We start from the raw sequence: 24163 nt of genomic DNA on the forward strand, positions 1-24163 counted from the left end.
CTCCGACCCCGGCGTGCTTCTGGAGACCTGCATGATCCGCGCCCTATGCTCCCTGTTTCTGCTGATCGCGCTGGCCGTGAGCACTGCGACCGCGATGGCCGCACCCGTTGCCGACGAGCAACTGCAGCAGGTCATCCTGCTCAGCCGCCACAACCTGCGCGCGCCGGTGGTCGCGTCGGGCGCCCTGGCCCATGCCACGCCAGAGCACTGGACACCCTGGGACGTAAGCCCCGGCGAGCTGACCACCAAGGGCGGCGTGCTGGAGGTCTACATGGGCCGCTACATCGGCCAGTGGCTGCGCCAGGCGCAGCTGCTGCCGGGGTCGGGTTGCCCGCAGCGGGCCGACTTTCACGCCCATGCCAACAGCCTGCAGCGCACCCAGGCGACCGCGCAGTTCTTCGTTGCCGGCGCGTTCCCGGGTTGTCATGTGGAGGTCGAGCAGCGCAGGGCGCTGGGCACGATGGATCCGTTGTTCAATCCGGTGATCCACCGTGACGATGCGGACTTCCGCGCCCGCGCGCTGGCGGCAATGCAGAACGCGCTGGCGGCAGCGGATCTGGCCCCGGCACTTTCCGTGGTGGAGGAAATCACCCGTTACCCGCAGTCGGCGGCCTGTGCGGGGCGCAGCGACTGTCATCTGGTGCCGGCCGATACCTCTTTCAGTGCGGAGCCGGGCAAGGAGCCTCGCGCCTCCGGTTCACTGGCACTGGCCAGCGGGCTGGTTGATGCCCTGTTGATGGAGCATTACCAGGGCAGTGGCATGCGCCGCGACGGTTGGGGGAGATTGAACACCCGGGCCCAATGGCAGGCGCTGGCGCAGATCCGCAACCTCTACCAGGACATCCTGTTCGGCACCGCCGAGGTGGCGCAGGATGTCGCCGGACCGCTACTGACCCACGTCAATGCGTTGTTCGCTGATCCGGCGTCACCGAAGGTGACCCTGCTGGTCGGCCATGACTCCAACATCGGTTCCGTGCTGGCGGCGCTGGGCATCACCGACTACACGTTGCCGGGCCAGTACGAGAAGACGCCGATCGGTGGCCTGCTGCAGTTCGAGCGCTGGCGTGACCGCCAGACGGGTGGCGAGCGGTTTCGCCTGGCCTACGTCTACCCGACCACCGCACAGCTGCGTGGCGCACAGCCGCTGACCGAGGCGCAGCCGCCGGGCCATGTCGCGTTGCGGGTGCCGGGCTGCGCGGCGCAGGGCTGCACCATCGCGGAATTCCAGCGTCTGCTGCAACCGGCAGCCCGCTGAGGCGCGTCACCAGCGCAGGGGCGTGCGCACGATGCCGTGCGTGGCCATCAGGGTAAGGTCACCGCCCAACCGCGGCGAATGGAACGGTCCGCGTGCATGCGCGGCATCGAACAGGCCGCCATCGGGTGAGCGCAACCGGTAGAACTCGACCCATCCGCTGGCCTGCAGGGGCAGTTGTGCAACACCGGTCTGCTGGTTGAACCACGCTGGGTCCTTGCTGCCTTCGATGACGCGACGCGCCAGGCGGTCGATGGCGTGATCGCGTCTGGCGTACCAGTCCTGACCGCGCAGCCGCGCCAGCTCCGCCATCATCACCAGCGGCGTCAGCGCGTAGTCGTGGTAGTGCAGGGCACGTTGCCCGCGCGCCATTTCCAGCGGCAGGCTGCCATCGTCCTGGATGTCATCGATGCCCTTCTGGAAGGCTGCATGACCAGCCTGCCACAGGGTCTGGTCATCGGTGACCAGGCCGGTGGCCAGCACGCCCAGGCCGCCCCAGTAGTAGTGATTGTTACGGCGCCGTTTCGGGTTGTCCCAGTAGGCCAGGTTGGCCCTTGCCAGCTGCTGCAGCCACGGATCGATGCGCGCGCGCTGCTGCGGGTCGGCCTGGTCATGCACTTTCAGGTAGGCCATGGCCACCGCATCGAGCATCCACTGCCGCATGTAGAACGACTGATCGTTGTTGACCCGGATCATCTGCCCGAGCATGGCGCCCTCGTCGGCCCACGCACCCAGCCAGTTCAACGTGCACTGCGCCGCTGCCGGGTCACCGCTGCGCAGATAGTCGTCGCTCATGCGCGCCACGTCGGCGGCATAGCGGTCCAGCGGCGCGGTGGCATCCTTGTTCTGCTGGTGCAGTGCCGGGTCGATCACCGAGCCGGCCTTGTCGGTGTAGTAGCCCAGGGCACGGATGTCGGGCTGGCCAGCGGGTGGCGCAGGGCACGCAGCAAAGGCACAGGCGCTGGCCAGCAGTGCGGGCAGCAGTGCAAGGCGGAGCAGAGGGAGAGACATGGATGCCGGTGGAAGGGGGAACCCGGCGAACGATGCGCCTGGCTCCGTTGCCGGCATGTGATGCGGCGATGGCGTGGCGATCCTGTGCAAACGGAACGGCCCGGGTTTGCCCGGGCCGCTCTCGTTCAACTCACACCTGCGCGATCACTCGATCGGCTGGTCCAGCATCAGCTGGCGGGCGAAACGCACCGGCGGTGCGCCGTAGGACAGCACCTGGTCGTGGTACGCCTTCAGGTTGAACTTGTCGCCCAGCTTTTCCTGCACTGCCTTGCGGGTGTCGAAGTGTTCCTGCGCACCGACGAAGTAGGTCGGCAGCTGTGCCGACGTCAGCTGTGCGCGCACCCACTTGCCCGCTGCCTCGCTCTCCTGCTGGAACGCATCGTGGGTCATCAGGTGCATCGCCTTTTCGCGATCCCAGTTGTCCACGTGCACGCCCTGGTCGAGGATCGCGTTGGAGATGGTGCGCAGGTAGAACTTCAGCTGCACCAGGTGGAACAGCGGATCGTTGTTGAGGTAACCCTGCTCCTGCATCATGCGCTCGGTGTAGACCGCCCAGCCTTCGGCGAACAGGCCCGAACGCAGCACCGCACGCAGGGTCGAGGGGAACTTGGCCGAGTGCCAGCCTTCCAGGTAATGGCCCGGAGTACCTTCATGGATGCTGAGCAGGTGGATCATGCGCGAGTTGTACTCACGCAGGAACGAGTCGACCTGCTTCTCGTTCCAGTCGTTCGGAATCGGCGACACGGCGTAGAAGGTCTTCAGGTTCTTGTCCAGCGGGCCCGGCGAATCGCAGTAGGCCACGGCCACGCCACGCTGGAATTCCGGCATCAGGATGATGTCCACCGGCGCATCGGGCAGCGTCATCAGATCGTGCTCGCGCACGAACGCGGTGGACTGCTCCAGCGCGGCCTTGGCATCGTCAACCACCTTGTCGCGTGCCGGCTTGTCGGCGTAGGCCAGTTCCAGCGCGGCCTCGATCGCCTTCTGCTGCTGCTCGTCGGTCGGCTGGGCCGGCATCTCAGGTGCACCCGGCTTGTCCTTCAGCACGGTCTGCGCGATGCCGTACATGTCCTCGCGCACGCGCTTGAGTTCGGCGCGCGCACGCTCACCGATCTCCTGGCGCGACAGCGAGGAGCTCAGCGCGAATTTCAGCTTCTGGTCGTATTTCTCCGCACCGATGCGGAAGTCGCCCTTGGCGTTTGGTACCAGGGTCTTGTCCAGCCAGGTCTGCTGCTCGTCCACGGCCTTCTTCAGGCCGTCGATGGCCGCTTGCAGACGCTGCTGGTCGGCCTGCGGCAGTTCGCCGATGTGCGGGGTGATGAAGGTATCGACGATGCTGAGGATGCCCTTGTTCTGCTTGGCAACGGTCTCGGCGTGGATCTTCGGCACGCGGGCCGGGTCCAGGTTCTCGCGGGCCTGGGCGAAGATCGCCGGCAGCTTCTCCATGCGCGCGGTGGCCGCCTTCAGGCGCTCCGGCAGCGGTGCGAACTCGCGCGCCATCAGGCCGTAGATCGCGCTGCCGGCGATGCCGTTGTACAGCTGCGGGTCCCACTTGCCGGACTGCAGCACTTCGGCGTTCCAGATTTCCGACTGCAGCTGGTTGCGCAGGATCGCTGCGTCCACCTGGTTCTCACGGCCCAGCTTGGCCACCTCGATCTTGTCCAGCTCGCCCAGCAGCGCCTTGTAGGCGGCCACGGTCTTCTGCTGGCCGGCGGCACTCAGGTCGTCCAGCTCGCTGTCGTAGCGGTGGTCACCGATCTGGGTGGCGCTGACTGGCGACAGCTGCATCCAGGTGTCCAGCGCGCGCTTGGACAGATCGGCGAAGGCGGCGTCGACCGCCGCGTCACCGGCCTGCTGGCTGGCGGCCGGGGTGGAAGCATTGGTCGGGGCGTCGGCCGGCTGGCAACCGGCCAGCGCGGCGACCAGGGCGAGGGCAAGAAGATGCGGGCGCATCGGCATTCCTGTACGGGGTCAAACCCTGAGCATAGGGCCCCGTCGCTGCTTTGTCCCCGTGCCATAGGATTACCATGGGCGGATTCAAGGACCCTCCAAAGGAGCGCAGGACATGGAATACCAAGGAAGCTGTCATTGCGGCAGGATCGCATTCACCGTACAGGCCGAGGCGCCGATCAGCGACGTCATCGACTGCAACTGTTCGATGTGCCGGCGTCGCGGCAGCCTGCTGTGGTTCGCCCCGCGTGCGGCGTTCCAGCTGGCCACCGATCCGGCTGACGTGGCCACCTACCACTTCAACAAGGCCCACATCGACCACCACCACTGCCGCCAGTGTGGTATCGCTCCCTACAGCGAAGCGGTCGACCCTCGCACCGGCACACCGATGGTGGCGGTGAACGTGCGCTGCGTGCCGCAGGTGGATCTGGCTGGCCTTTCGGTGACCTCCTACGACGGAGCGGCACTGTGAGGCCGGTGCGAGCGTGGACGCGCAGGGCGGCACTGCCGGTACTGCTGCTGGCGCTGGGCGCCTGCGCCAAGCAGGGCGACATGGTGGGGGATGCGGGCGCCACGGCCGCGGAGGCGGCCATCGCTTCGCCGGAAGGCGCCTTCCTGGCCTACGAACATGACGTGCAGGTGCAGCTGGAAGCGGCGCAGATCGCACCGCGCATCCAGCAGATCGCTCAGGCCTGCCAGAGCGCGAAGTTCGGTGACTGTGCAGTGTTGCAGGTCGAGCAGCACGGCGGCGAGCAGCCCAGCGGTGAAGTGAAGGTGCGCATCGCCCCGAAGGGCACCGAGCCGCTGATCACGATGGCTGGTGAAGGCGGCAAGCTGCAGTCCCGCAATACGCGCGCCGAGGATCTCGCGCAGGCGGTGGCCGACACGGCATTGACCAAGGCGCGGCTTGAAAAGGAGCACGCCCGCCTGCTGTCCTACCAGGACCGCAAGGACCTGAAGGTCGAAGACCTGATGGCGATCACCACGCGCCTGTCGGAGATCGAGGCGGGTGTCGAGCAGGCCAACAAGGACGCCGCGCAGCAGCGTCGGCGCATCGATACCCAGCTGGTGGCGATCCACTTCGACACCACCTCTGGCCAGCGCAGCCGCAGCGAGATCGGCGAGGCGCTGAGCGAGTCGGGCAGCATCCTCAGCACCAGCATTGCGTTCCTGATCCGCGCTGCTGCCGCGCTGCTGCCGGTGGCGGTGCTGGCCTTGATCGGGGCCTGGGGTGTGCGGGCATGGTGGCGTCGCCGCCGTCGCAAGCTACCGCCCAACCCCTGAGGTGAAGGCCGATGCCGGCCGTCAGCCGGCATCAGCCCTCGTCGGTCTCGTACTCGACGAACACATCGAGCTCCAGCGCCAGTTCCTGCACCGCATCGCGCACCTTCTGCGCGGTGCTTTCATTGCCGACTTCCACTTCCAGTTCGTGGATGCCCGGACCGATGTCATCGGACAGCCCGGCCGAACTGGAATCGTCGTCGTCCATGTGCGGCATCAGGTCGTCGGTTTCTTCAACATGTTCGATGCCGTCCAGGCCGAGCAGCAGGTCGCTGATGGCGCGGGCGTCGTCTTCGGTTCCGGTGATGCGCAGTCGCAGCATGGCCATGGCATAGGTACGTTGTGGGTTCGCCAGCAGCCTAGCCAGCGTGAGGCAAAGAACGGGTGAGGGCGCAGTCAGGCGTGCGTTGCCGGCCGCCCGAGCAGGCTGTCCGGCAATGCCGGGATCGGCGTGCGCTCGTCCTGCGCCTGTTCCAGCAACCAGTCGATGAACAGGCGCGCGGCCGGGCTCGGCGGTTGCCCTTCTGCGTGCACCACGTGATAGGCATAGCGCGCCTTCAATGCCGGGCCGGGCAGGCGTACCACCTCGTAGCGCTGCAGGTAGGGCTGGGCGATGTGGGTGCGCGCCAGCACCGCGCCCATGCCATACACCGCTGCACGCATCGCGTCGGTGCTGTCGGCGAAGGTGTGCATCGGCGGCATCGGCGACGGCGGGCGCGCGCCGGCGTGGCGGAACCAGTCGCGCCAGCCCTGCGGCGACAGGTCGGTCAGCAGCGGCAGCTCGGCGATACGCGCCGGATCGACCAGCGTTTCGACCCCGGCCAGTGCCGGTGAGGCCACCGGGAACAGATAGTCATCCATCAGGTGCTGCGCACGCAGGCCCGGCCATTGGCCCAGCCCGTAGCGGATGCCGACTTCCGGTCCGTTGTCGTCGTAGCGATCCAGCCCGCTGCCGGTGTGCAGCTCGATGCGGATGTGTGGATAGGCCTGGGTGAAGCGTGGCAGTCGCGGCAGCAGCCAGCAGTACGAGAGCGAGCGCAGCGTGGTGATCCGCAGCGGCACGCTGTCGGCATCCGGTTGCAGGTGATGGGCCACCGCCGCGACATCGGTGAAGGCGGCGCTGGCGGCGTCGGCCAGCTGCCGGCCCTCGGCGGTCAGGCGCACGCCGCGGGCGTGGCGCAGGAACAGGCGAACTTCAAGTACTTCTTCCAGGCGGCGCACGTGGTGACTGACCGCGCTGGCGGTCAGGTGCAGCTCCTGCGCGGCCTGGGCGAAATTCTGGTGGCGTGCGGCGACCGCGAACACGGCCAGTGCGGGGAGCAGGGAAGGACGGAGCAGCATGTCGAGCCTCAAGCCATATTTGTGGCTGACAGCGATACTACGCGCTTGTGCGGCGGGCGTCTGCGCCTGATCCTGTCTGCCTTGGCGAGGAATAGACGATGGACGGAGGCAGGACATGAATGCGATCCCACAGGCGGCCGAGCGCGACTGGCGCACGCCGCTGGAATTGACCCTGCTGGGCGCCATCTGGGGCTGCTCGTTCCTGTTCATGCGGGTGGCGGTGCCGTCGTTCGGCCCATTCGCGCTGGTCGAGGTACGGCTGGTGCTGGGGGCGCTGGTGCTGCTGCCGTTCCTGTGGCGCGCCCGCGCGCAGTTCCCGCCGCGCCGCTGGCTGTGGTTGGCACCGATCGGCCTGATCAACTCAGCGCTGCCGTTCGTGCTGTTTGCCTACGCCGCCGAGCAGGCGCCGGCCGCGATCGGTGCGATCTGCAATGCGATGACGGTGCTGTTCGCCGCGCTGATCGCGTTCCTGTTCTTCGGCGAGAAGATCGGCATGCGTCGTGCCGGGGCGCTGCTGGTCGGCTTCGCCGGCGTGGTGGTGCTGGCCACGGCCAAGGTCTCCGGCCTGAGCATCGGCACCGCAGTGCTGGCCGGTGCGGCGGCATCGCTGCTGTACGGCCTGGGCGTGAACCTGGTGAAGCGGCACATGACCGGGTTGCCGTCGGCCGCCGCCGCGGCGGCAACGCTGTCGTGCGCCTCGCTGTGGATGCTGCCGATGGCGGTCAGCCACTGGCCGCAGGCGGCGATTCCGTTGAAGGCCTGGGGCGCGGCGATCGCATTGGGCGTGGCCTGTACCGGGCTGGCGTTCCTGATGTTCTATCGCCTGATCGGTCGTATCGGCCCGTCGCGGGCGTCGACGGTGACCTACCTGATTCCGTTGTTCGGTGCGGCGTTTGCGTGGTTGTTCCTGGATGAGCCGGTGACGCTGCAGATGCTGATTGCCGGTGCGTTGATTCTGGGTAGCGTGGCGGTGAGTCAGAAGGGCTGAGACGTTTTTGCACGTGGCACGTGCTGAAGGAGCTTCACTGTTCATGGGCGTTACTTTTCTTTGTACGCAAAGAAAAGTAACCAAAAGAAACGTTCCGCCGGCCGCGAGCCGGTGCTGCGCACCGGTACCCTGCGCTCCTCGGCCCGTCGAGGGACGGCGCGGGAACTCGCTGCGCTCAAACACCCGCGCCTCTTCGCCCTCGCCGGACCTGCGGTGCTCGGCTCGCTCAAGGCGGACTGGAAGGTCAAGATCAACAGCAAGAGCATCCACGCATGGCGTGGATCTACTGGGTGCAGCTGTGGCCTTTGAACTGGGTCCGCCTTGAGCGAGCCGAGCATCGCAGGGGAATCAGGGGCGAAGAGGTGCCGATGTCTGAGCGCAGCGAGTTCGGCACCGTCCCCTGATTCACCGAGAAGCGGAGGGTACCGGTGCGCAGCACCGGCTCGCGGCCGGCGGAACGTTTCTTTTGGTTACTTTTCTTTGCGTACAAAGAAAAGTAACGCCCATGAACAGTGAAGCACCTTCAGCACGCGCCACGTGCAGGAAGCCAGGCTCCTACCGCACCGGCACCGGAATATTGCAAAGGTCGATATGCCCCGCCGGGCGCTTGTAGAAATCATCCACGCGGTTGCGCCGCGCCTCCACCGTATCGGCGAAGGTCTTCGAGTCGGTACGCAGTACCTGGATCGGTGTGCGCTCGGCCGCCGGCACGTCGCTGGCACGGCGGATCGACACGATCGGCGTGCGCAGCTTCGGGTCGGTGTAGAAGCCCATCGGCGCCGGTCCGCGCGGGGTCGCGCTGAGCAGTTCCATGCCCTTCAGCACGCGGCCGACCAGGGTGATGTTGCGGTCCAGCTGACGCGGTGACTGGCCGGTCACCACGTAGAGTTCGGCTCCGATGCTGCTGTCCTCTTCGTTGCTGCGGCCGGCGCCCAGCATGCCGTAGCAATGTGCCAGCCAGGCCTTGCCGGCCTGCGGGTCCTGGCCGACCGGGAAGCCGTCGACGAAACCGGTCTGCGCGGCCCAGCCATCGCGGTCCGGCAGCACGCTGACCTTCAGGCCAGCGCTGGCGCGCTCGAATTCAGCCGGCAGCTTGCGCGCGGCGCTGCCGAACGGCTTGGCCTTGGCCGCGTCATCGGCGTCGGCATCGCCGAACTGCACCACGAAGTTGTCCTGCGAACGGTAGATGCTGGTGCCGTCCCAGAAGTGCTCGTGGGCGAAGGTCTGGATGTTGGCGACATGGCGCGGGGCGAACTGCGGTGCCAGCTCGATGATCACCCGCCCGGCCGGCAGGTCCATGTACAGCAGGTTGGCCGGGTCCGGGGTGCGCCAGTCGTTGGCCGCCGACGCATCGAGGATCTGCTGCGGGCTGCGGTAGGGCGTGGCCGCACTGACCACGGCGGGCAGCAGGCAGGCGAGGGCGAGGGCGGTCAGGGCAAGGCGACGGCGGTGCGGCATGGGAACCCCGGAACATGAACGAGGCTTCGATTCTGCGCGAGCAATTCGGTCACGCCAACCGGCAGAGTGACTAACGACACATTCGCTATACCGAACTTCGCACTACTGTGGACTTCAACGTAGTGGAGGACCGGCCATGTCCGAGGACGATGTCCACCTGAAGAAGTTCCAGAAGGAGCTCAGTGCCGGAACGGTGTCGCTGGCCCTGCTGGCGGTGCTGGCCCGGGCCGGGGAGCCGCTGTACGGCTACCTCATTGCCAAGGAGCTGGAGCGGGTGGGCGAGGGCGTGCTGAGCGGCAAGCAGAGCGCGCTGTACCCGGTGCTGCGCAACCTGGAGGGCGCCGGGCTGCTGGAAAGCCATGTGGAGCCATCCAGCAGTGGTCCGCCCCGGCGCTACTACCGCATCAATGAACGTGGCCGCGAGGTGCTGGCGCATTGGCGCCAAGCCTGGCAGGCCACCCGTGATTCCGTCGATTCCGTGTTGGAGGGGGTACCGCAATGAACGACCCGAGCCTGGCAGGCCGCGCCCTGCCGACCACCATTCCGCAGTACCTGGCGCAGCTGCGCGCTGCGCTGGAAGGTGCCGATCCGGCGATGGTGCAGGACGCGTTGTACGACGCCGAGGAATACCTGCGCTCGGAGCTGGCGGCGCAGCCCGGCCGCAGCGAAGCCGAGGTGATCGCCGACGTGGCCGGCAGCTATGGCGCCCCGGACGAAGTGGCCGAGATCTACCGCGAGACCGAAGTGACGGTGAACCGCGCGCTGCGCACGCCGCGTGCGGATACCGCGCCGGTGCTGCGTGCAGCGGCCGAAGCCAGTGGCGTCGAGCCGGCCTCACCGCCGCAGGCGCCGGTGCAGCGTTCGCTGCTGGCGCGCTTCTTCGGCGTGGTGACCGATCCGCACACCTACGGTGCGCTGTTCTACATGCTGCTGTCGCTGGCCACCGGCATCTTCTTCTTCACCTGGGTGGTGACCGGCCTGTCATTGTCGCTGGGCCTGCTGATCCTGATCATCGGCATTCCGCTGACCGTGCTGTTCTTCGGCTCGGTGCGCGGGCTGGCGCTGCTGGAAGGACGGCTGGTGGAAGCGCTGCTGGGCGAGCGCATGCCGCGCCGCCCGCGTTACACCGACCGCAGCCGCACCTGGCTGCAGCGCATCGGCGACATGTTCACCGATGGCCGCACCTGGCTGACCCTGCTGTACTTCGTGCTGATGCTGCCGCTGGGCGTGGTCTACTTCACCATCGCGGTGACGTTGCTGTCGCTGTCACTGGGGTTCATCTGGGCACCGGTGGCCGCACTGTTCAGCGGTGACATTCCGGGCGTGTACGTCGACGGCGTGAACGTGTTGCCGATGGCCGCCTCGCCGCTGGTGGGCATCGTGATCGCAGCTGTGGGCGTGCTGCTGCTGCTGTTGACGATGCACCTGGCACGGGGCATCGGCAAGCTGCACGGGCTGATTGCCAAGAACCTGCTGGTGCGGTTGTAACAGGCCAGGGGTCGGATCCCTGTTCGCAGAACAGGGCTCTGACCCCGGGTCCCATCATGCTGGGTCAGAGCCCTCTCCGTTGGAAAGGGATCCGACCCCACGGCGGGGAGTTACCCCGCCTTTCGCCGCAACGGAGTAACGTTGCTCTTCTTCTTCGTGGCCTTCGCCGCCGGTGCCTCGGCATGGGCAGCGAAGAAGTCGCGCACCTTCGGATACACCACCTCGCGCCAGCGACGGCCGCTGAAGATGCCGTAGTGGCCGGCGCCTTCGACGATGAAATGCTCGCGGCGGTCAGTAGCAATGCCGGTGCACAGCGCCTGCGCTGCTTCGGTCTGGCCAAGGCCGGCGATATCGTCCAGTTCGCCCTCGATGCTCAGCAGCGCGGTATCGCGGATCGCCGACGGGTCGACCTTCTCGCCGTTGACCACCCACTCGCCACGCGGCAGCAGGAAGTCCTGGAACACCACGCGGATGGTATCCAGGTAGTACTTGGCCGGCATGTCCAGCACCGCGTTGTACTCGTCGTAGAAGCGACGGTGCGCGTCGGCGTCTTCCAGGTCGCCCTTGACAAGGTCGGTGTAGAAATCCCAGTGCGAACTGAAGTGGCGGCTGGGGTTCATCGACAGGAAGCCGGCGTGCTGCAGGAAGCCCGGATACACGCGGCGGCCGGCGCCGGGATAGCTGGCCGGCACGGTGTGGATGACGTTGTTCTCGAACCACGAAAGCGGGTTCTGCGTGGCCAGGTTGTTCACCGCGGTCGGGCTGCAGCGCGCATCGATCGGGCCGCCCATCATCACCAGGGTGCGCGGTGTCGGCTCGCCACGGCTGGCCATCAGTGAAACCGCGGCCAGCACCGGTACCGTCGGCTGGCACACGCTGACCACGTGCAGGCGTTCTACGCCCAGATGGCGGATGAACTCCTGGATGTAGGCGATGTAGTCGTCCAGGCCGAACTCGCCTTCGTTGGCCGGCACCATGCGCGCGTCCACCCAGTCGGTGACGTACACACGGTGGTCGCGCAGCAGCGTGCGCACCGTATCGCGCAGCAGCGTGGCGTGGTGCCCGGACAGCGGTGCCACCACCAGCACGAACGGCTGGTTGAGCATGGTGTGCAGCTGGTCGGCCTCATTGCTGTGGCGCTTGAAGCGCAGCAGCTTGCAGAACGGCTTGCTCACTTCCTCGTGCACGACGATCGGCACGCGCTCGCCGTCGACCTCGATTTCGTTGATGCCCCACTCGGGCTTCTCGTAATCCTTGCCGATGCGATGGAACAGCTCATTGACCGCCGCCAGGCGATCGGCGCCGGGCATCTGCGACCACCAGTGGCCCGGGTTGGCGAAGAATTTGGCGTTGGCCTGGGCCTGGTGCACCCAGGGGGCGAGCAGGTTGCGGGTCAGTTCGTGCAGTTGATAGAGCATGACGACCGAATATGTATGGTCATATGTTGCCGCGCAGCATATCCCATCCGGGTGTCCCGCAGGTTAAGTTGGCTGAAAATAATGAATCCGGATTCACATCCGTTCCAGCGCGGCGGCATCGCCTGCCAGGGCGGGGCCGAGCCAGCAGTGCGACCCTACCGGCTGCAGGCCGTGCCGGGCCAGCGTCCGCCGATACCAGCGTGCTGGGCGGGCCTGGAAGCCGTCGTGGTCGCCTTCGAACGCGTCCTCGGCGGCGAAGGTCTCCAGGAAGGCCACACCGCCGGTCAGCTCGGTCGCGCCGGCCAGGCCGGCGCGCAGCTCGCGGTCGGGCACGTAGTGCATCACGTCCGAACACACCAGCAGGTCGACCGGCGCGCAGGGCCGCAGCCAGGCGAAATCGCCGAAGCTGGCCAAGTGCAGGTTGCGGGTGCGGCCATAGCGGCGCACAGCGTACTCGCTGCTGTCGAAGCCCAGGTATTCGACCTTCGGACGCAGCTTCAGCAGCGGTGCGCGCCAGGCGCCTTCGCCGCAGCCGATGTCCAGCACACTGCGGATCGGTCGTTCCAGGTAGTACTCGGCACTGGCCACGGCCAACGCGACCTTGCGCGCCAGGCGGGCGCTGCCGCCGATGTCGGCGCGGCGGTACCAGCGTTGGAAGTAGGCGGCGTCGTAGGTCTTGTCCATGGGGCGGTGCGCGATCGGGAAAACGGCGCCTATCGTACGGTGTTGCGCCCCCGGGTGTGGTGGACCCGCAGTAGAGCCACGCCATGCATGGCTGTCCTGATGCGGCGATTGGACGCGGCAGCCACCCATGAGGTGGCTCTACTGCGACAATAGGCGCCCATCTACGCCAGCCGCCGGAGCGAGCGCATGCAGAGCTACTACTGGGTCAAGACCTTCCACATCGTGTTCGTGGTGGCGTGGATGGCCACGGTGTTCTACCTGCCGCGCATCCTGGTCAACCTGGCCGAGACCGCAGGCCAGCCGGCGGTGACCGAGCGCCTGCAGCTGATGGGCCTGCGCCTGTACCGTTTCGGCCACTCGATGTTCGGCCTGGCCTTTGTGCTGGGCCTGGTGCTGTGGCTGGGCTACAAGGTCATCCCGGATTTCCCGACCATGGTCGCGCCCGGTGGCGCTGGCTGGCTGCACGCCAAGCTGGGCCTGGTGGTGGTGCTGCTGGTGTATTTCAGCTGGATCGGCCGTCTGTTGAAGGGCGTGGCCAAGGGCAGGGCGCTGCCCTCGTCGCGCGCGCTGCGCTGGATCAACGAGATTCCGTTGCTGGCGTTCATTCCGATCGTGTGGCTGGTGCTGGCCAAGCCGTTCTGACCGTCCGTTATCCGTAGAGCCATGCTTGGCTCTACGGGTTCGCGTGATTCTTCGCCAAAGCAGAGGCATCCACGCATGGCGTGGATCTACTGGGTGCAGCCGTGGCTTTTGATGTTCAGGTCCGCCATGAGCGAGCCGAGCATCGCAGGTGAAACAGGGGCGAAGAGGTGCCGATGTCTGAGCGCAGCGAGTTCGGCGCCGTCCCCTGATTCAGCGAGAAGCGCAGGGAACCGGTGCATAGCACCGGTTCGCGTTCGGCGGCGTGTTCTTTGGTTACTTTCTTGCACGAGCAAGAAAGTAACAAGCCGATGAATCAGGCCGCTTCGTACGTGCCGTAGCTGCGCAGGCGGGTGTAGCGCTGCTCCAGCAGCTGTTCGGTGGACAGCTTGTCCAGCGCGTCCAGTTCGTTCAGCAGCACGGCCTTCAGGCGCTTGGCCATCTGGGTCGGGTTGCGGTGGGCGCCGCCGGTGGGCTCGCGCACGACCTTGTCGACCAGGCCCAGGCTCTTCAGGCGCGGCGCGGTCAGGCCCAGCTGCTCGGCGGCTTCCTTGGCCTTGCCGGCGTCCTTCCACAGGATCGAGGCGCAGCCTTCCGGGGTGATGGTCGAGTACACCGCGTATTCCAGCATCACGGTGCGGTCGCCCACGCCCAGCGCCAGCGCGCCGCCGGAGCCGCCTTCACCGATCACGGTGCAGATGATCGGCACCTTCAGCTCGGCCATCTCGATCAGGTTGCGCGCGATCGCTTCGGACTGGCCGCGCGATTCGGCGTCGATACCCGGCCAGGCACCGGCGGTGTCGATCAGGGTCAGCACCGGCAGGCCGAAGCGCTCGGCCATCTTCATCAGGCGCAGCGCCTTGCGGTAGCCCTCCGGCTTGGGCATGCCGAAGTTGCGCTTGATCTTTTCCTTGGTGTCGCGACCCTTCTGGTGGCCGATCACCATTACCGCGCGGCCATTGATGCGGGCCAGGCCGCCCATGATCGCCTTGTCGTCGGCGAAGGCGCGGTCACCGGCCAGCTCCTGGAACTCATCGAACATGACGCGGATGTAGTCGGCGGTGTACGGACGCGACGGGTGCCGGGCCAGCTGCAGCACCTGCCACGAGGTCAGGTTGCGGAAGATCTGCGCGGTGCGCATGCGCAGCTTGTCCTGCAGCGCGTGCACTTCCGCCTCGACATTGACCGCCGGCCCGGCACTGGCGTTGCGCAGTTCCTGGATCTTGGCTTCCAGGTCGGCGATGGGTTGCTCGAAGTCGAGGTAGTTCGGATTCATCGGAAGCCGTCGTGTAAAGAAGGGGGCAATTCTAGCCGAATGCGTGCAAACCGCCCGTACGCCTTCGTCTGGAAGGCGACGGTAGCGCAGCCGGGCAGGCGGCGCCAGTCAGCTCAGGGCACCACCAGGGCGCTGCGGCCCATCAACTGGCTGCGCTGGGAAACGAAGTCGTTGTAGGCCTCGTTGGCCTCCCGGCCCAAGCCGCTGCCCAGGGTGGCAGTGGCCGAGGTGAAGGCCATCTGCGCAGCGAAGTCCTGCTTGCGCAGGGCCTTCTGTTCATCGGCGGTGGTGGCCTTCAGCCATCGCGCGTAGACCTCGCGAAGCGGCGCGGCATGCGCCTCGAAGGCCGGTGCCAGCGCCGGCAGGCTGGCCGGTGCCGGTTCAAGGCTGTATGCCGGGGCCACGTAGCCGGCCGGCTGTTCGCGCTTGAACGCGCCCGGCTCGCCCATGCCTTCCTCGACGTAGGCGATGAAATCCGGTGCCGTGAACACCTTGGCGACGATCTGGCCACCACTGGAATCGACGTGGGCGACCACCTTTTCCTTCGGGAACGGTTCGCGCACGCCGTAGGTCCAGGTCTTGTCGATGAACAGGTCGTGGTGCTTCTCGAAGGGGCCCTCGAAGTCGACGCCGCCCAGCTCGATGCCGGCCTTGCCGGTGCCGAAATTCTTCAGCTTGCTCTCGTCGGTGACGTAGACCTCGCGTGCGATCACGTATTCGCTCAGGGTCGGGTTGATCAGGCCGCCACGACCGTCGACGTAGACGATGAAGCGCACGTCGCCGAGCGTGTCGGTATGCAGGCGATGCTCGCCAACGGCCAGCGAGACCGGGCGCGAGCCGTGCGCGGCCACCGGCAGGTCCTGGCCGTCGATGCTCAGCGCCAGCGACGTGTCGGTCGGGTTGTCGATCTGGAACTCGATCTTCGACGGCGAGCAGGCGGCCAGCGCCAGTGCGGCAACGAACGGGAACAGCAGGGTCTTCATTGGCGATCGTCCTTGATGTCTGGAACGGGAAAACTGGAACACGAAGCAGCCAGCCTCAGCTGGCCCACGGCGGGCTGTAGCGCACCTTCAGCGTACGTACGGCGGGGTCGGCGCGCAGCGCCTCCATCAGCTTGGAATCGATGCGCACTGCGCTCTGCCCGGAGACATCCAGCATGCCGGCGACACCGCCGTGCGGGCCCTTCAGCAGCAGGTCCAGGCGCAGCGGCGTGCGCCCCGGGCGATGGCGGTCGAGCAGGGCATTGATGCGCTCCCAGACCGGGCGCTGCTGGCGCAGGTCCAGGCGCAACGACAGCCGCGTGGCGTAGTTGGCGCAGACTTCGTCGAAGTCCCAGCACTGGCGGATGCGCAGTGCGTAGCCGCCGTTGAATTCGTCCTCGCGCAGGCCGCCCTTGACCACCAGGATGCGGTCCTTGGTCATCAGGTGGCCGAACTCGGCCATCGCATCGGAGAACGCGCTGCACTCCACGCGGCCGCGACCGTCCTCCAGCTGGATGAAGATCTGGCTCTCACCCTTGCGGCGCACGCCGACCACCTGGCCGGCCAGCACGGTCTGCACTTCCGGGCGCCAGCGCTTCTCGCCGCCGCCGCCGCCGCTGTTGGCGCTCCAGATCTTCTCCACCGAACCCAGGTCGTTGCCGACCAGGTCGCGCACATCGTCGCGCCAGGGATCGAACGGGTGGCCGCTGAGGTAGAAGCCCAGCGTGTCGCGCTCGCCGTTGAGGCGCTGCAGCAGCGGCCATTCTTCGGCTTCGGGCAGGTCCAGCTGGATCGACACGGTGCTCGGATCAGGCCCGCCAAACAGCGAATTCTGCCCGGACGCACGCTCGCGTGCCATCTGGTCGGTGGCCTTGATCACTTCCGGCAGCTGCAGCATCAGCGAGGCACGGTTGCGGCCGAGCTCATCGAGCGCGCCACAGTTGATCATCGCTTCCAGCGTGCGCCGGTTGAGCTTGGCCGAGCCGACGCGGGTGCAGAAGTCCAGCAGATCCTTGAACGGTCCGCCCTTCAGTCGTTCCTCGACCACCGCTTCGCAGGCGCCCTGGCCGACGCCCTTGATCGCGCCCAGGCCGTACTGGATCGTGTCCGGTGTGACCGCTTCGAACATGAAGGCCGACTGGTTCACCTTCGGCGGCAGCACGGTCAGGCCGAGGTTGCGCACCTCGTCGAGGAAGCCGACCACCTTGTCGGTGTTGTCCAGGTCCGAAGACAGCGTGGCCGCCATGAACTCGGCCGGGTAATGGCGCTTCAGCCAGGCGGTCTGGTAGCTGACCAGTGCGTATGCAGCGGCGTGCGACTTGTTGAAGCCATAGCCGGCGAACTTCTCCATCAGGTCGAAGATTTCGTCGGCCTTGGGGCCGTCGACGCCGCCCTTGGCTGCGCCTTCGCGGAAGATCTCGCGGTGCTTGGCCATTTCCGCCGGCACCTTCTTGCCCATCGCGCGTCGCAGCAGGTCAGCGCCGCCCAGCGAGTAGCCGCCGACGATCTGCGCCATCTGCATCACCTGCTCCTGGTACACCATGATGCCGTAGGTGTCCTTCAGGATCGCTTCGGTGCGCGGATCGGGATAGATGATCTCTTCCTGGCCGTGCTTGCGCGCGTTGAAGGAGGGAATCAGGTCCATCGGGCCGGGGCGATACAGCGACACCAGCGCGATCAGGTCTTCGAAGCGGTCGGGGCGCGCGTCCTTCAGCAGGCGGCGCATGCCCGAGGATTCGAACTGGAACACCGCGCCGGTGTTGCCGTTGGCGAAGATGTCCTTGTAGGTGGGCGCATCGTCGAGCGGGATCGCGGCAATGTCGACCGGCGGAATGCCCGCGCGTTCGTGGCGCTTGTTGATCGCCTTCACCGCCCAGTCGATGATGGTCAGCGTGCGCAGGCCGAGGAAGTCGAACTTCACCAGGCCCACTTCTTCCACGTCGTTCTTGTCGAACTGGGTGACCGGGTTCTTGCCGAGCCCATTTTCGTCGTGTTCTGCGTACAGCGGGCAGAACTCGCTCAGCGGCTCGGGCCCGATCACCACGCCACCGGCGTGCTTGCCGGCGTTGCGGGTCAGGTCTTCCAGCTGCAGCGCCAGGTCGATCAGGTCGCGGACATCGTCCTCGGTCTCGTAGCGCTGGATCAGTTCCGGCGAGGCCATTTCCGAGCTCGGGCCTTCCTTGCCCTTGCCCAGCGCATCCTTCAGGTGGATGCCCAGGATGTTGGGGATCAGCTTGGAAACACCATCCACCAGGCCGTACGGGAACCCGAGCACGCGGCCGGAGTCGCGCACCACCGCCTTGGCGGCCATGGTGCCGTAGGTGATGATCTGGCTGACGCGCTCGCGCCCGTATTTGCGCGCGACGTAGTCGATCACTTCGTCACGGCGGTCCATGCAGAAGTCGATGTCGAAGTCGGGCATCGACACGCGTTCGGGATTGAGGAATCGCTCGAACAGCAGGTTGTACGGCAGCGGGTCCAGGTCGGTGATCTTCAGCGCCCACGCCACCAGCGAACCGGCACCCGAACCACGGCCGGGACCGATCGGAATGCCCTGGTTCTTGCCCCACTGGATGAAGTCGGCCACGATCAGGAAGTAGCCGGGGAAGCCCATCTTGATGATGGTGTTGAGCTCGAACTCCAGGCGCTCGAAGTACTCCTCACGGGTCTTGCCCGGCGCCAGCGGATTCTTCTCCAGGCGCTCTTCCAGGCCGTCCCGCGACATCTTCTGGATCCAGGTGTCCAGGGTCTCGTCGTCGGGCACCGGGTAGTTGGGCAGGAAGTAGGTGCCCAGCCGCATCTCGATGTTGCAGCGCTCGGCCAGCGCCAGCGTGTTGTCGATCGCATCGGGGATGTCGGCGAACAGCGCGCACATCTCCTCGGCCGACTTCAGGTACTGCTGGTCGCTGTACTCGCGCGGGCGCTTGGGATCGTCCAGCACGCGGCCGGTGGAAATGCACACGCGCGCTTCGTGCGCGCTGAAGTCCGACGGCGACAGGAAGCGCACGTCGTTGCTGGCGACCACCGGCAGGCCGCGCTGGCCGGCGGCCATCAACGCGAACTGGTTGAAGGTTTCCTCGCCCTCGCGGCCGGTACGGGTCAGCTCCAGGTGCAGGCCATCGCCGAACACGCGCTGCCAGTCGGCCAGCTGCTGCTCGGCCAGTTCATGCTTGCCGTCCAGTGCCAGGCGCCCGGCCAGGCTCTGCCGTCCGGCCAGCGCGAACAGGTTGGCGTTGCCGGCCTTCAGCCAGTCCGGGTGGATGGCCACACCGCCTTCCGGGCGATGGCCTTCCATCCAGGCGCGGGTCAGCAACCGCGACAGGCTCAGGTAGCCCTCGCGGTCGCGGCACAGCAGGGTCATCCGCCACGGGTCCTGGCCTTCCTCGGCGATCAGCACGTCGGCACCGGCGATCGGCTTGATGCCCACGCCTTCGGCGGCCTTGTAGAACTTGACCAGGGCGAACAGGTTGTTGAGATCGGTCACCGCCAGCGCGGGCAGGCCGAGCTCCACCGAGCGCGACAGCAGGTTGGCCTGCTTGGCCTTCTTCGGGTCCGCCTGGTCCGGCTTGGCCGGCACGCGGATGGTCGAGTCCGCCAGCGAGAACTCGGTGTGGACGTGGAGATGTACGAAGCGGGAGTTGGACATGCCGGACCAGGTTGGAGCGCGCGGGCCCCGGGTGCTGACGGAGGTTCGTCGCCGGGGTCGGGAAGCGCTGGAATGCCCGGTCAGGGTAGCGAGGGCAGGGGGTTGCCACAAGGCTTGACAGGGGCACGGCGTGGCGCCGGATTCAGGCGTGCGGGAGGCCGCCTTCTGTAGCGCCGAGCCCATGCTCGGCTGTCCACAGCTGCCGAGCATGGGCTCGGCGCTACAACGCCAGCAGGCTCAGGCGATGGCCGCGACAGCCGGCGCTTCCAGGCACTCGCGCACCGGGGCGAAGCTGCGCCGGTGCTCCACGCAGGGGCCGTGCTCGCGCAGGGCGGCCAGGTGGGCCGGAGTGCCATAGCCCTTGTGCTGCTCGAACCCATACTGGGGGTGGCGGGCGTGCACGTCCTGCATGTAGCGATCGCGCGAGACCTTGGCCAGGATCGAGGCGGCCATGATCGCGCGGTCGATGCCATCGCCGCCGACCAGCGCCTGCGCCGGCAGTACCAGGCCCTTGGGCACCACGTTGCCGTCGATGCGGGCGAAGCCGGCCACGTGGGCGACCGCTGCAACGACGTCACGCATGCCCTGCAGGGTGGCCTGGTAGATGTTCAGGCGGTCGATGGTGTCCACGTCCACCAGCACCACATGCCAGGCCAGGGCGCGCTCGACGATGCGGTCATGCAGCTGCTCGCGGCGGGCAGCGGTCAACTGCTTGGAATCATCCAGGCCGTTGATCCGTGGCCGTGACGGATCGAATACCACCGCCGCCACCGCCACCGGCCCGGCCAGCGGGCCACGCCCGGCCTCGTCGACACCGGCGACCAGGCGCTCCGGCTCGACCACTGCCGTACCGTCGAACAGGGCCAGGCTTGCTGCTGCGGCGTGGCGGCGGCTCATGCCTGCGCCTGGTCGCGCATCAGCAGCTCGCCGACGGCATCGGCGGCACGCGCCGAGGCGTTGCGTCGCAGTCGCTCGTGCAGTCGCACATAAGTGTCCTGCAGGTCGATCACCCGCTGCGGGTGGTCGAACCACTGCTGGATGGCCGCGGCCAGCCTGTCCGGCGTGCAGTCGTGCTGCATCAGCTCCGGTGCCAGGTCCTGGCCGGCCAGGATGTTGGGCAGGGCGAAGCGGTCGACCTTGATCAGGCCAAGCGCCTTGACCAGTCGATAGGTCAGTTCGTTGACGCGGTAACCGACCACCATCGGCCGCTTCACCAGCATGGCTTCCAGGGTCGCGGTGCCGGAGGCCAGCACCACCACGTCGGCGGCGATCATCGCGTTGCGCGCCTGGCCGTCAAGCACGTGCGAGTAGGCCACCGGCAGCGCCGAGCGCGACAGCTGTTCTTCGATCAGCTGCCTGCAGGCCGGGTTGGCGGCAGGCACCACCACATGCAGGCCCGGAATGCGTTCGGAGACCTGCCAGGCGGCTTCGAAGAACGGTTCGCCCAGGCGCGAGATCTCGCCGAGGCGGCTGCCCGGCAACACCGCCAGCACCTTGGCCGAGGCCGGCAGGCCGAGCGCGGCGCGTGCTTCCTCGCGGTTGCCTTGCAGCGGAATGTCATCGGCCATCGGGTGGCCGACGAAGCGCGCGTCGATGCCGTGCCGGGCATAGATCGGCGGCTCCATCGGGAACAGGCACAGCACCAGGTCGGCGCTGCTGCCGATTTTCTCGGCGCGCTTTTCGCGCCAGGCCCAGACCGACGGGCTGACGTAATGCACGGTGCGCACGCCACGCTGCTTCAGCCAGCGCTCGATGCCCAGGTTGAAGTCGGGGGCGTCGATGCCGATGAACACGTCCGGCTGCCAGTCCAGCGCACGCTGGCGGAACGCCGAGCGCAGCTTGAGCAGGCGCGGCAGGTGGCGCAGCACTTCGGTCAGGCCCATCACCGCCAGCTCGCTGGCATCGTGCCAGGTCTGGCAGCCGGCGCTGCGCATGGCATCGCCGCCGATACCGGCGAACTCGGCATTCGGGAAGCGTGCCTTCAGTTCACGCACCAGGCCCGCACCGAGCAGGTCGCCGGAGGCTTCGCCGGCAACCAGCGCGATCCGCAACGGGCGCTCGCTGAGCACCCGCTGCGCGGGAACGCTGCCGGCCATCGAGGCCAGCGGGATCACCGCGGCGCCGGCCGGCGCCTGGCCGGTCGAGCAGCTCATCGCAGCAGGGGCCTCTCGGCGTGCTCGATGAAGTCCAGCATCGCCTTCACGTCGTCGCTGTCACGCGCCTGTTCGGTCAGCTGCACCTTGGCCTCTGCCAGCGGCAGGCCCGCGACGTACAGCGTGCGGTACGCACGCTTGATGGCCGAAATGCGGTCAGCGTCAAAGCCGCGCCGCTTCAGGCCTTCGCTGTTGATGCCACGCGGGCGTCCCAGCGAATCGGTGCCGACCATGGTGAACGGCGGTACGTCACCATTGGTCAGCGCGCCCATGCCGAGGAAGGCATGCGCGCCGATGCGGCAGAACTGGTGGGCACCGGCGAAGCCGCTGATGATCACGTAGTCGCCCACGGTCACATGGCCGGCCAGGGTGGTGTTGTTGGAGAACACGCAGAAGTTGCCGACATGGCAGTCGTGTGCCACGTGCGTGTAGGCCAGCATCCAGTTGTCGTTGCCGATGGTGGTGATGCCGCCGCCGCCGCCGGTGCCACGGTTGAGCGTGACGAACTCGCGGAACACGTTGCGATCGCCGATCACCAGTTCGGTGCGCTCGCCGCCGAACTTCTTGTCCTGCGGCTCGCCACCGATCGCGGCATGGCCGACGAAGCGGTTGTCGCGGCCGATCCGGGTCGGGCCGTGGATGCTGCAATGGGGGCCCACCACCGTGCCGGCACCGATTTCAACGTCGGGGCCGATCAGGGTGAAGGCGCCCACCTGGACATCGTCAGCCAGGCGTGCGGCCGGGTCGATGACGGCGGTGGGGTGGATCCGCGGTTCGTTGTCAGTCATTGCTGCCTCCAGTGGATCAGCCCTTGGCGCCGGCACACATGACCTCGGCCGACGCGACGACTTCGCCGTTGACCTTGGCTTCGCCGTAGTACCAGCCCATGTTGCGGATCAGGCGCTTCATCTGCACGTCCAGCATCAGCACGTCACCGGGCACGACCTGCTTGTTGAAGCGGGCGTTTTCCACCTTGACCATGTAGAACAGCTTGGACTGCGCATCGCGGCCGAGCGTGAGCTGGGTCATGACGCCGCCAGCCTGCGCCAGCGCTTCGATGATCAGCACCCCGGGCATGATCGGGCGGCCCGGGAAGTGGCCCTGGAAGAACGGCTCGTTGATGCTGACGTTCTTCTGCGCCAGGATCCGCTTGGCCTCGACGTCGAGTTCAAGCACCCGGTCCACCAGCAGGAACGGGTAGCGGTGCGGAAGCAGTTCCTGGATCTGGCAGACGTCGATCGGAAGCTGCAGCGAATCGTTCATTCTTTCTCCTTGCCAGCAGCCAGAACGCGGCGAGCCAATGCGTCCAGCTGCTTGAAGCGCGCGGCGTTCTTGCGCCACGTGCGGTTGTCGGTCAATGGGGTGCCGGACGAATACTCGCCCGGCTCATGGATGGAGTTGCGGACCACCGACTTGCCGGTGATCACGACCTTGTCGCAGATCTCGAGGTGGCCGACCACGCCAACGTGGCCGCCGAGCAGGCAGTAACGGCCGATCTTGGCGCTGCCGGCGATGCCGGTGCAGCCGGCAATTGCCGAGTGGGCGCCGATCTGCACGTTGTGGGCAATCTGCACCAGGTTGTCCAGGCGAACGTCCTCGGCAAGGACGGTGTCTTCCAGCGCGCCACGGTCGACGCAGGTATTGGCGCCGATCTCGCAATCGTCGCCGATGCGGACACCGCCGAGCTGCGGCACCTTGATCCACTTGCCAGCGTCCATCGCCAGGCCGAAGCCATCGGCGCCGAGTACGGCACCGGGATGCACGCGCACGCGCTTGCCCAGCGTGACCCGGGTGACCAGGGTCACGCGGGCGATCAGCTCACAGCCGGTATCCAGGCTGCAGTCCTCGCCGATCACGCTGCCGGTGCCGATGATGCAGTTCTCACCGACGACGCTGCGCGCACCGACCGAGACGAACGGGCCGATATGGGCGCTGGCGGCGACCTGGGCGCTGGGATCGATCACTGCGCTGGGATGGATGCCCGGCGGGCGGGTCGGCGCGATGTCGAACAGCGCGGCAATCTTGGCGAATGCGGTGTACGGGTCCTTGGCGACGAGCGCGGCGCCGGGGGCGGCCTCGACGTCATCGGCACGCAGGACCACCAGCGAAGCCCGGCTGTCGGCCAGCTGGACGCGATAGCGGGGGTTGGCAAGGAAGGTCAGCTGGCCAGGACCGGCATGGGCGAGGGTAGCCACGCCATGGATGGCGGTAGCGGGATCGCCATGGACCTGCAGGCCGAACTGCTCGGCGAGTTGCTGGGCGGTGTAGGTGGGAGTATTCACGGCGGGAGTTTAACGTGTGGCGCCATTTCGGTCATGCGGGGTCAAAAGAGGCGCCTGCCTGATGTCCCGGGGTGATGGCGCAGGGGGCTGCCCAGGACACGCCGTAAACCCATCCCTGGGGGCTCGATGGCGCCATCCATGGCGCCAACGGTCCTGGTCAGCCCCCTGCGCCATCACCAGATGATTTCACGCGAGCGCGGGAAGTAACGGCGGCGAGCAAGTAAAACGAAAACGCCGGGCAATGCCCGGCGCTTCGCACCCCGTCTGATGGAGAGCCCCCCTTTGATGAGGGGGGCGCCAGCGGCGCGGGGGATAG

At 67.0% G+C, this 24163-nt stretch carries 22 protein-coding genes; 7 read left to right on the forward strand and 15 right to left on the reverse strand.

What is annotated here, in order from left to right; translation table 11 throughout:
- Window positions 1-31 precede the first annotated feature (31 nt).
- A complete protein-coding gene (agp, locus tag AC5P7X_RS02955) occupies window positions 32-1255 on the forward strand; it encodes a bifunctional glucose-1-phosphatase/inositol phosphatase (RefSeq protein ID WP_346607887.1) in 1224 nt (407 codons plus the stop codon).
- 6 nt (window positions 1256-1261) lie between these two features.
- Here agp and AC5P7X_RS02960 read toward each other — a convergent pair whose 3' ends face one another.
- A complete protein-coding gene (locus AC5P7X_RS02960) occupies window positions 1262-2263 on the reverse strand; it encodes a polysaccharide lyase (protein ID WP_329841649.1) in 1002 nt (333 codons plus the stop codon).
- Window positions 2264-2407: 144 nt separating this feature from the next.
- Window positions 2408-4216 carry a DUF885 domain-containing protein gene (locus tag AC5P7X_RS02965; protein WP_329841650.1) on the reverse strand — a complete coding sequence of 603 codons (1809 nt, stop codon included), beginning with the start codon at window positions 4214-4216 and terminating at the stop codon, window positions 2408-2410.
- Between the two features lie 112 nt (window positions 4217-4328).
- On the opposite strand from AC5P7X_RS02965, the gene AC5P7X_RS02970 reads away from it, so the two are divergent.
- Both AC5P7X_RS02970 and AC5P7X_RS02975 read left to right on the forward strand, forming a co-directional pair.
- Window positions 4329-4685: a GFA family protein gene (locus AC5P7X_RS02970; RefSeq protein ID WP_053497067.1), complete on the forward strand. Its 357-nt coding sequence runs from the start codon at window positions 4329-4331 to the stop codon at window positions 4683-4685.
- On the forward strand, window positions 4682-5497 hold the full coding sequence (locus AC5P7X_RS02975; RefSeq protein WP_329841652.1) for a DUF4349 domain-containing protein: 816 nt from the start codon (window positions 4682-4684) through the stop codon (window positions 5495-5497). The genes AC5P7X_RS02970 and AC5P7X_RS02975 overlap by 4 nt, the downstream gene beginning before the upstream one ends.
- A 31-nt stretch (window positions 5498-5528) precedes the next feature.
- On the opposite strand, the gene AC5P7X_RS02980 is transcribed toward AC5P7X_RS02975, so the two are convergent.
- Together AC5P7X_RS02980 and AC5P7X_RS02985 are read right to left on the reverse strand one after the other, a co-directional pair.
- A complete protein-coding gene (locus tag AC5P7X_RS02980; RefSeq protein ID WP_005415831.1) occupies window positions 5529-5822 on the reverse strand; it encodes a hypothetical protein in 294 nt (97 codons plus the stop codon).
- Window positions 5823-5890: 68 nt separating this feature from the next.
- Window positions 5891-6835, reverse strand: a complete 945-nt coding sequence (locus tag AC5P7X_RS02985; RefSeq protein WP_005415832.1) for a LysR substrate-binding domain-containing protein — start codon at window positions 6833-6835, stop codon at window positions 5891-5893.
- 115 nt (window positions 6836-6950) lie between these two features.
- On the opposite strand from AC5P7X_RS02985, the gene AC5P7X_RS02990 reads away from it, so the two are divergent.
- Window positions 6951-7823 (forward strand): DMT family transporter, encoded by an 873-nt coding sequence (locus AC5P7X_RS02990; RefSeq protein WP_065177444.1) that lies wholly within the window; start codon window positions 6951-6953, stop codon window positions 7821-7823.
- Window positions 7824-8378: 555 nt separating this feature from the next.
- Here AC5P7X_RS02990 and AC5P7X_RS02995 read toward each other — a convergent pair.
- Window positions 8379-9281, reverse strand: coding sequence for a peptidylprolyl isomerase (locus AC5P7X_RS02995; RefSeq protein WP_329841654.1), 903 nt, complete (start codon window positions 9279-9281; stop codon window positions 8379-8381).
- Between the two features lie 136 nt (window positions 9282-9417).
- On the opposite strand from AC5P7X_RS02995, the gene AC5P7X_RS03000 reads away from it, so the two are divergent.
- Window positions 9418-9783 (forward strand): PadR family transcriptional regulator, encoded by a 366-nt coding sequence (locus AC5P7X_RS03000; RefSeq protein WP_329841655.1) that lies wholly within the window; start codon window positions 9418-9420, stop codon window positions 9781-9783.
- Window positions 9780-10769, forward strand: coding sequence for a sensor domain-containing protein (locus tag AC5P7X_RS03005; protein WP_251102973.1), 990 nt, complete (start codon window positions 9780-9782; stop codon window positions 10767-10769). Before AC5P7X_RS03000 ends, AC5P7X_RS03005 begins: the two co-directional genes overlap by 4 nt.
- 110 nt (window positions 10770-10879) lie before the next feature.
- On the opposite strand, the gene AC5P7X_RS03010 is transcribed toward AC5P7X_RS03005, so the two are convergent.
- Window positions 10880-12187: a polyhydroxyalkanoate depolymerase gene (locus AC5P7X_RS03010; RefSeq protein ID WP_053497077.1), complete on the reverse strand. Its 1308-nt coding sequence runs from the start codon at window positions 12185-12187 to the stop codon at window positions 10880-10882.
- 93 nt (window positions 12188-12280) lie between these two features.
- Window positions 12281-12871 (reverse strand): class I SAM-dependent DNA methyltransferase, encoded by a 591-nt coding sequence (locus AC5P7X_RS03015; RefSeq protein WP_495214404.1) that lies wholly within the window; start codon window positions 12869-12871, stop codon window positions 12281-12283.
- A 186-nt stretch (window positions 12872-13057) separates the two neighbouring features.
- On the opposite strand from AC5P7X_RS03015, the gene AC5P7X_RS03020 reads away from it, so the two are divergent.
- Complete coding sequence (locus AC5P7X_RS03020) at window positions 13058-13513, forward strand: CopD family protein (protein WP_053497082.1); 456 nt, start codon at window positions 13058-13060, stop codon at window positions 13511-13513.
- Between the two features lie 313 nt (window positions 13514-13826).
- Here AC5P7X_RS03020 and AC5P7X_RS03025 read toward each other — a convergent pair whose 3' ends face one another.
- From AC5P7X_RS03025 to lpxD, 8 genes are all read right to left on the reverse strand, one after another.
- A complete protein-coding gene (locus AC5P7X_RS03025; protein WP_019659134.1) occupies window positions 13827-14786 on the reverse strand; it encodes an acetyl-CoA carboxylase carboxyltransferase subunit alpha in 960 nt (319 codons plus the stop codon).
- A gap of 113 nt (window positions 14787-14899) precedes the next feature.
- Window positions 14900-15769, reverse strand: coding sequence for a hypothetical protein (locus AC5P7X_RS03030; protein ID WP_329841659.1), 870 nt, complete (start codon window positions 15767-15769; stop codon window positions 14900-14902).
- 55 nt (window positions 15770-15824) lie between these two features.
- Window positions 15825-19412, reverse strand: a complete 3588-nt coding sequence (dnaE, locus tag AC5P7X_RS03035; protein WP_070489906.1) for a DNA polymerase III subunit alpha — start codon at window positions 19410-19412, stop codon at window positions 15825-15827.
- Between the two features lie 237 nt (window positions 19413-19649).
- Window positions 19650-20309 carry a ribonuclease HII gene (rnhB, locus tag AC5P7X_RS03040; RefSeq protein WP_005415842.1) on the reverse strand — a complete coding sequence of 220 codons (660 nt, stop codon included), beginning with the start codon at window positions 20307-20309 and terminating at the stop codon, window positions 19650-19652.
- Window positions 20306-21508, reverse strand: coding sequence for a lipid-A-disaccharide synthase (gene lpxB / locus AC5P7X_RS03045; protein WP_231109109.1), 1203 nt, complete (start codon window positions 21506-21508; stop codon window positions 20306-20308). The genes rnhB and lpxB overlap by 4 nt, the downstream gene beginning before the upstream one ends.
- A gap of 53 nt (window positions 21509-21561) precedes the next feature.
- Window positions 21562-22353 (reverse strand): acyl-ACP--UDP-N-acetylglucosamine O-acyltransferase, encoded by a 792-nt coding sequence (gene lpxA, locus AC5P7X_RS03050; RefSeq protein WP_053497089.1) that lies wholly within the window; start codon window positions 22351-22353, stop codon window positions 21562-21564.
- Window positions 22354-22369: 16 nt separating this feature from the next.
- Window positions 22370-22828, reverse strand: a complete 459-nt coding sequence (fabZ, locus tag AC5P7X_RS03055) for a 3-hydroxyacyl-ACP dehydratase FabZ (protein ID WP_005415845.1) — start codon at window positions 22826-22828, stop codon at window positions 22370-22372.
- Complete coding sequence (gene lpxD, locus AC5P7X_RS03060; protein WP_053497091.1) at window positions 22825-23847, reverse strand: UDP-3-O-(3-hydroxymyristoyl)glucosamine N-acyltransferase; 1023 nt, start codon at window positions 23845-23847, stop codon at window positions 22825-22827. The genes fabZ and lpxD overlap by 4 nt, the downstream gene beginning before the upstream one ends.
- Window positions 23848-24163: the final 316 nt, after the last annotated feature.

The sequence above is a fragment of the Stenotrophomonas sp. YJH_SMC_53 genome, from assembly GCF_059369995.1.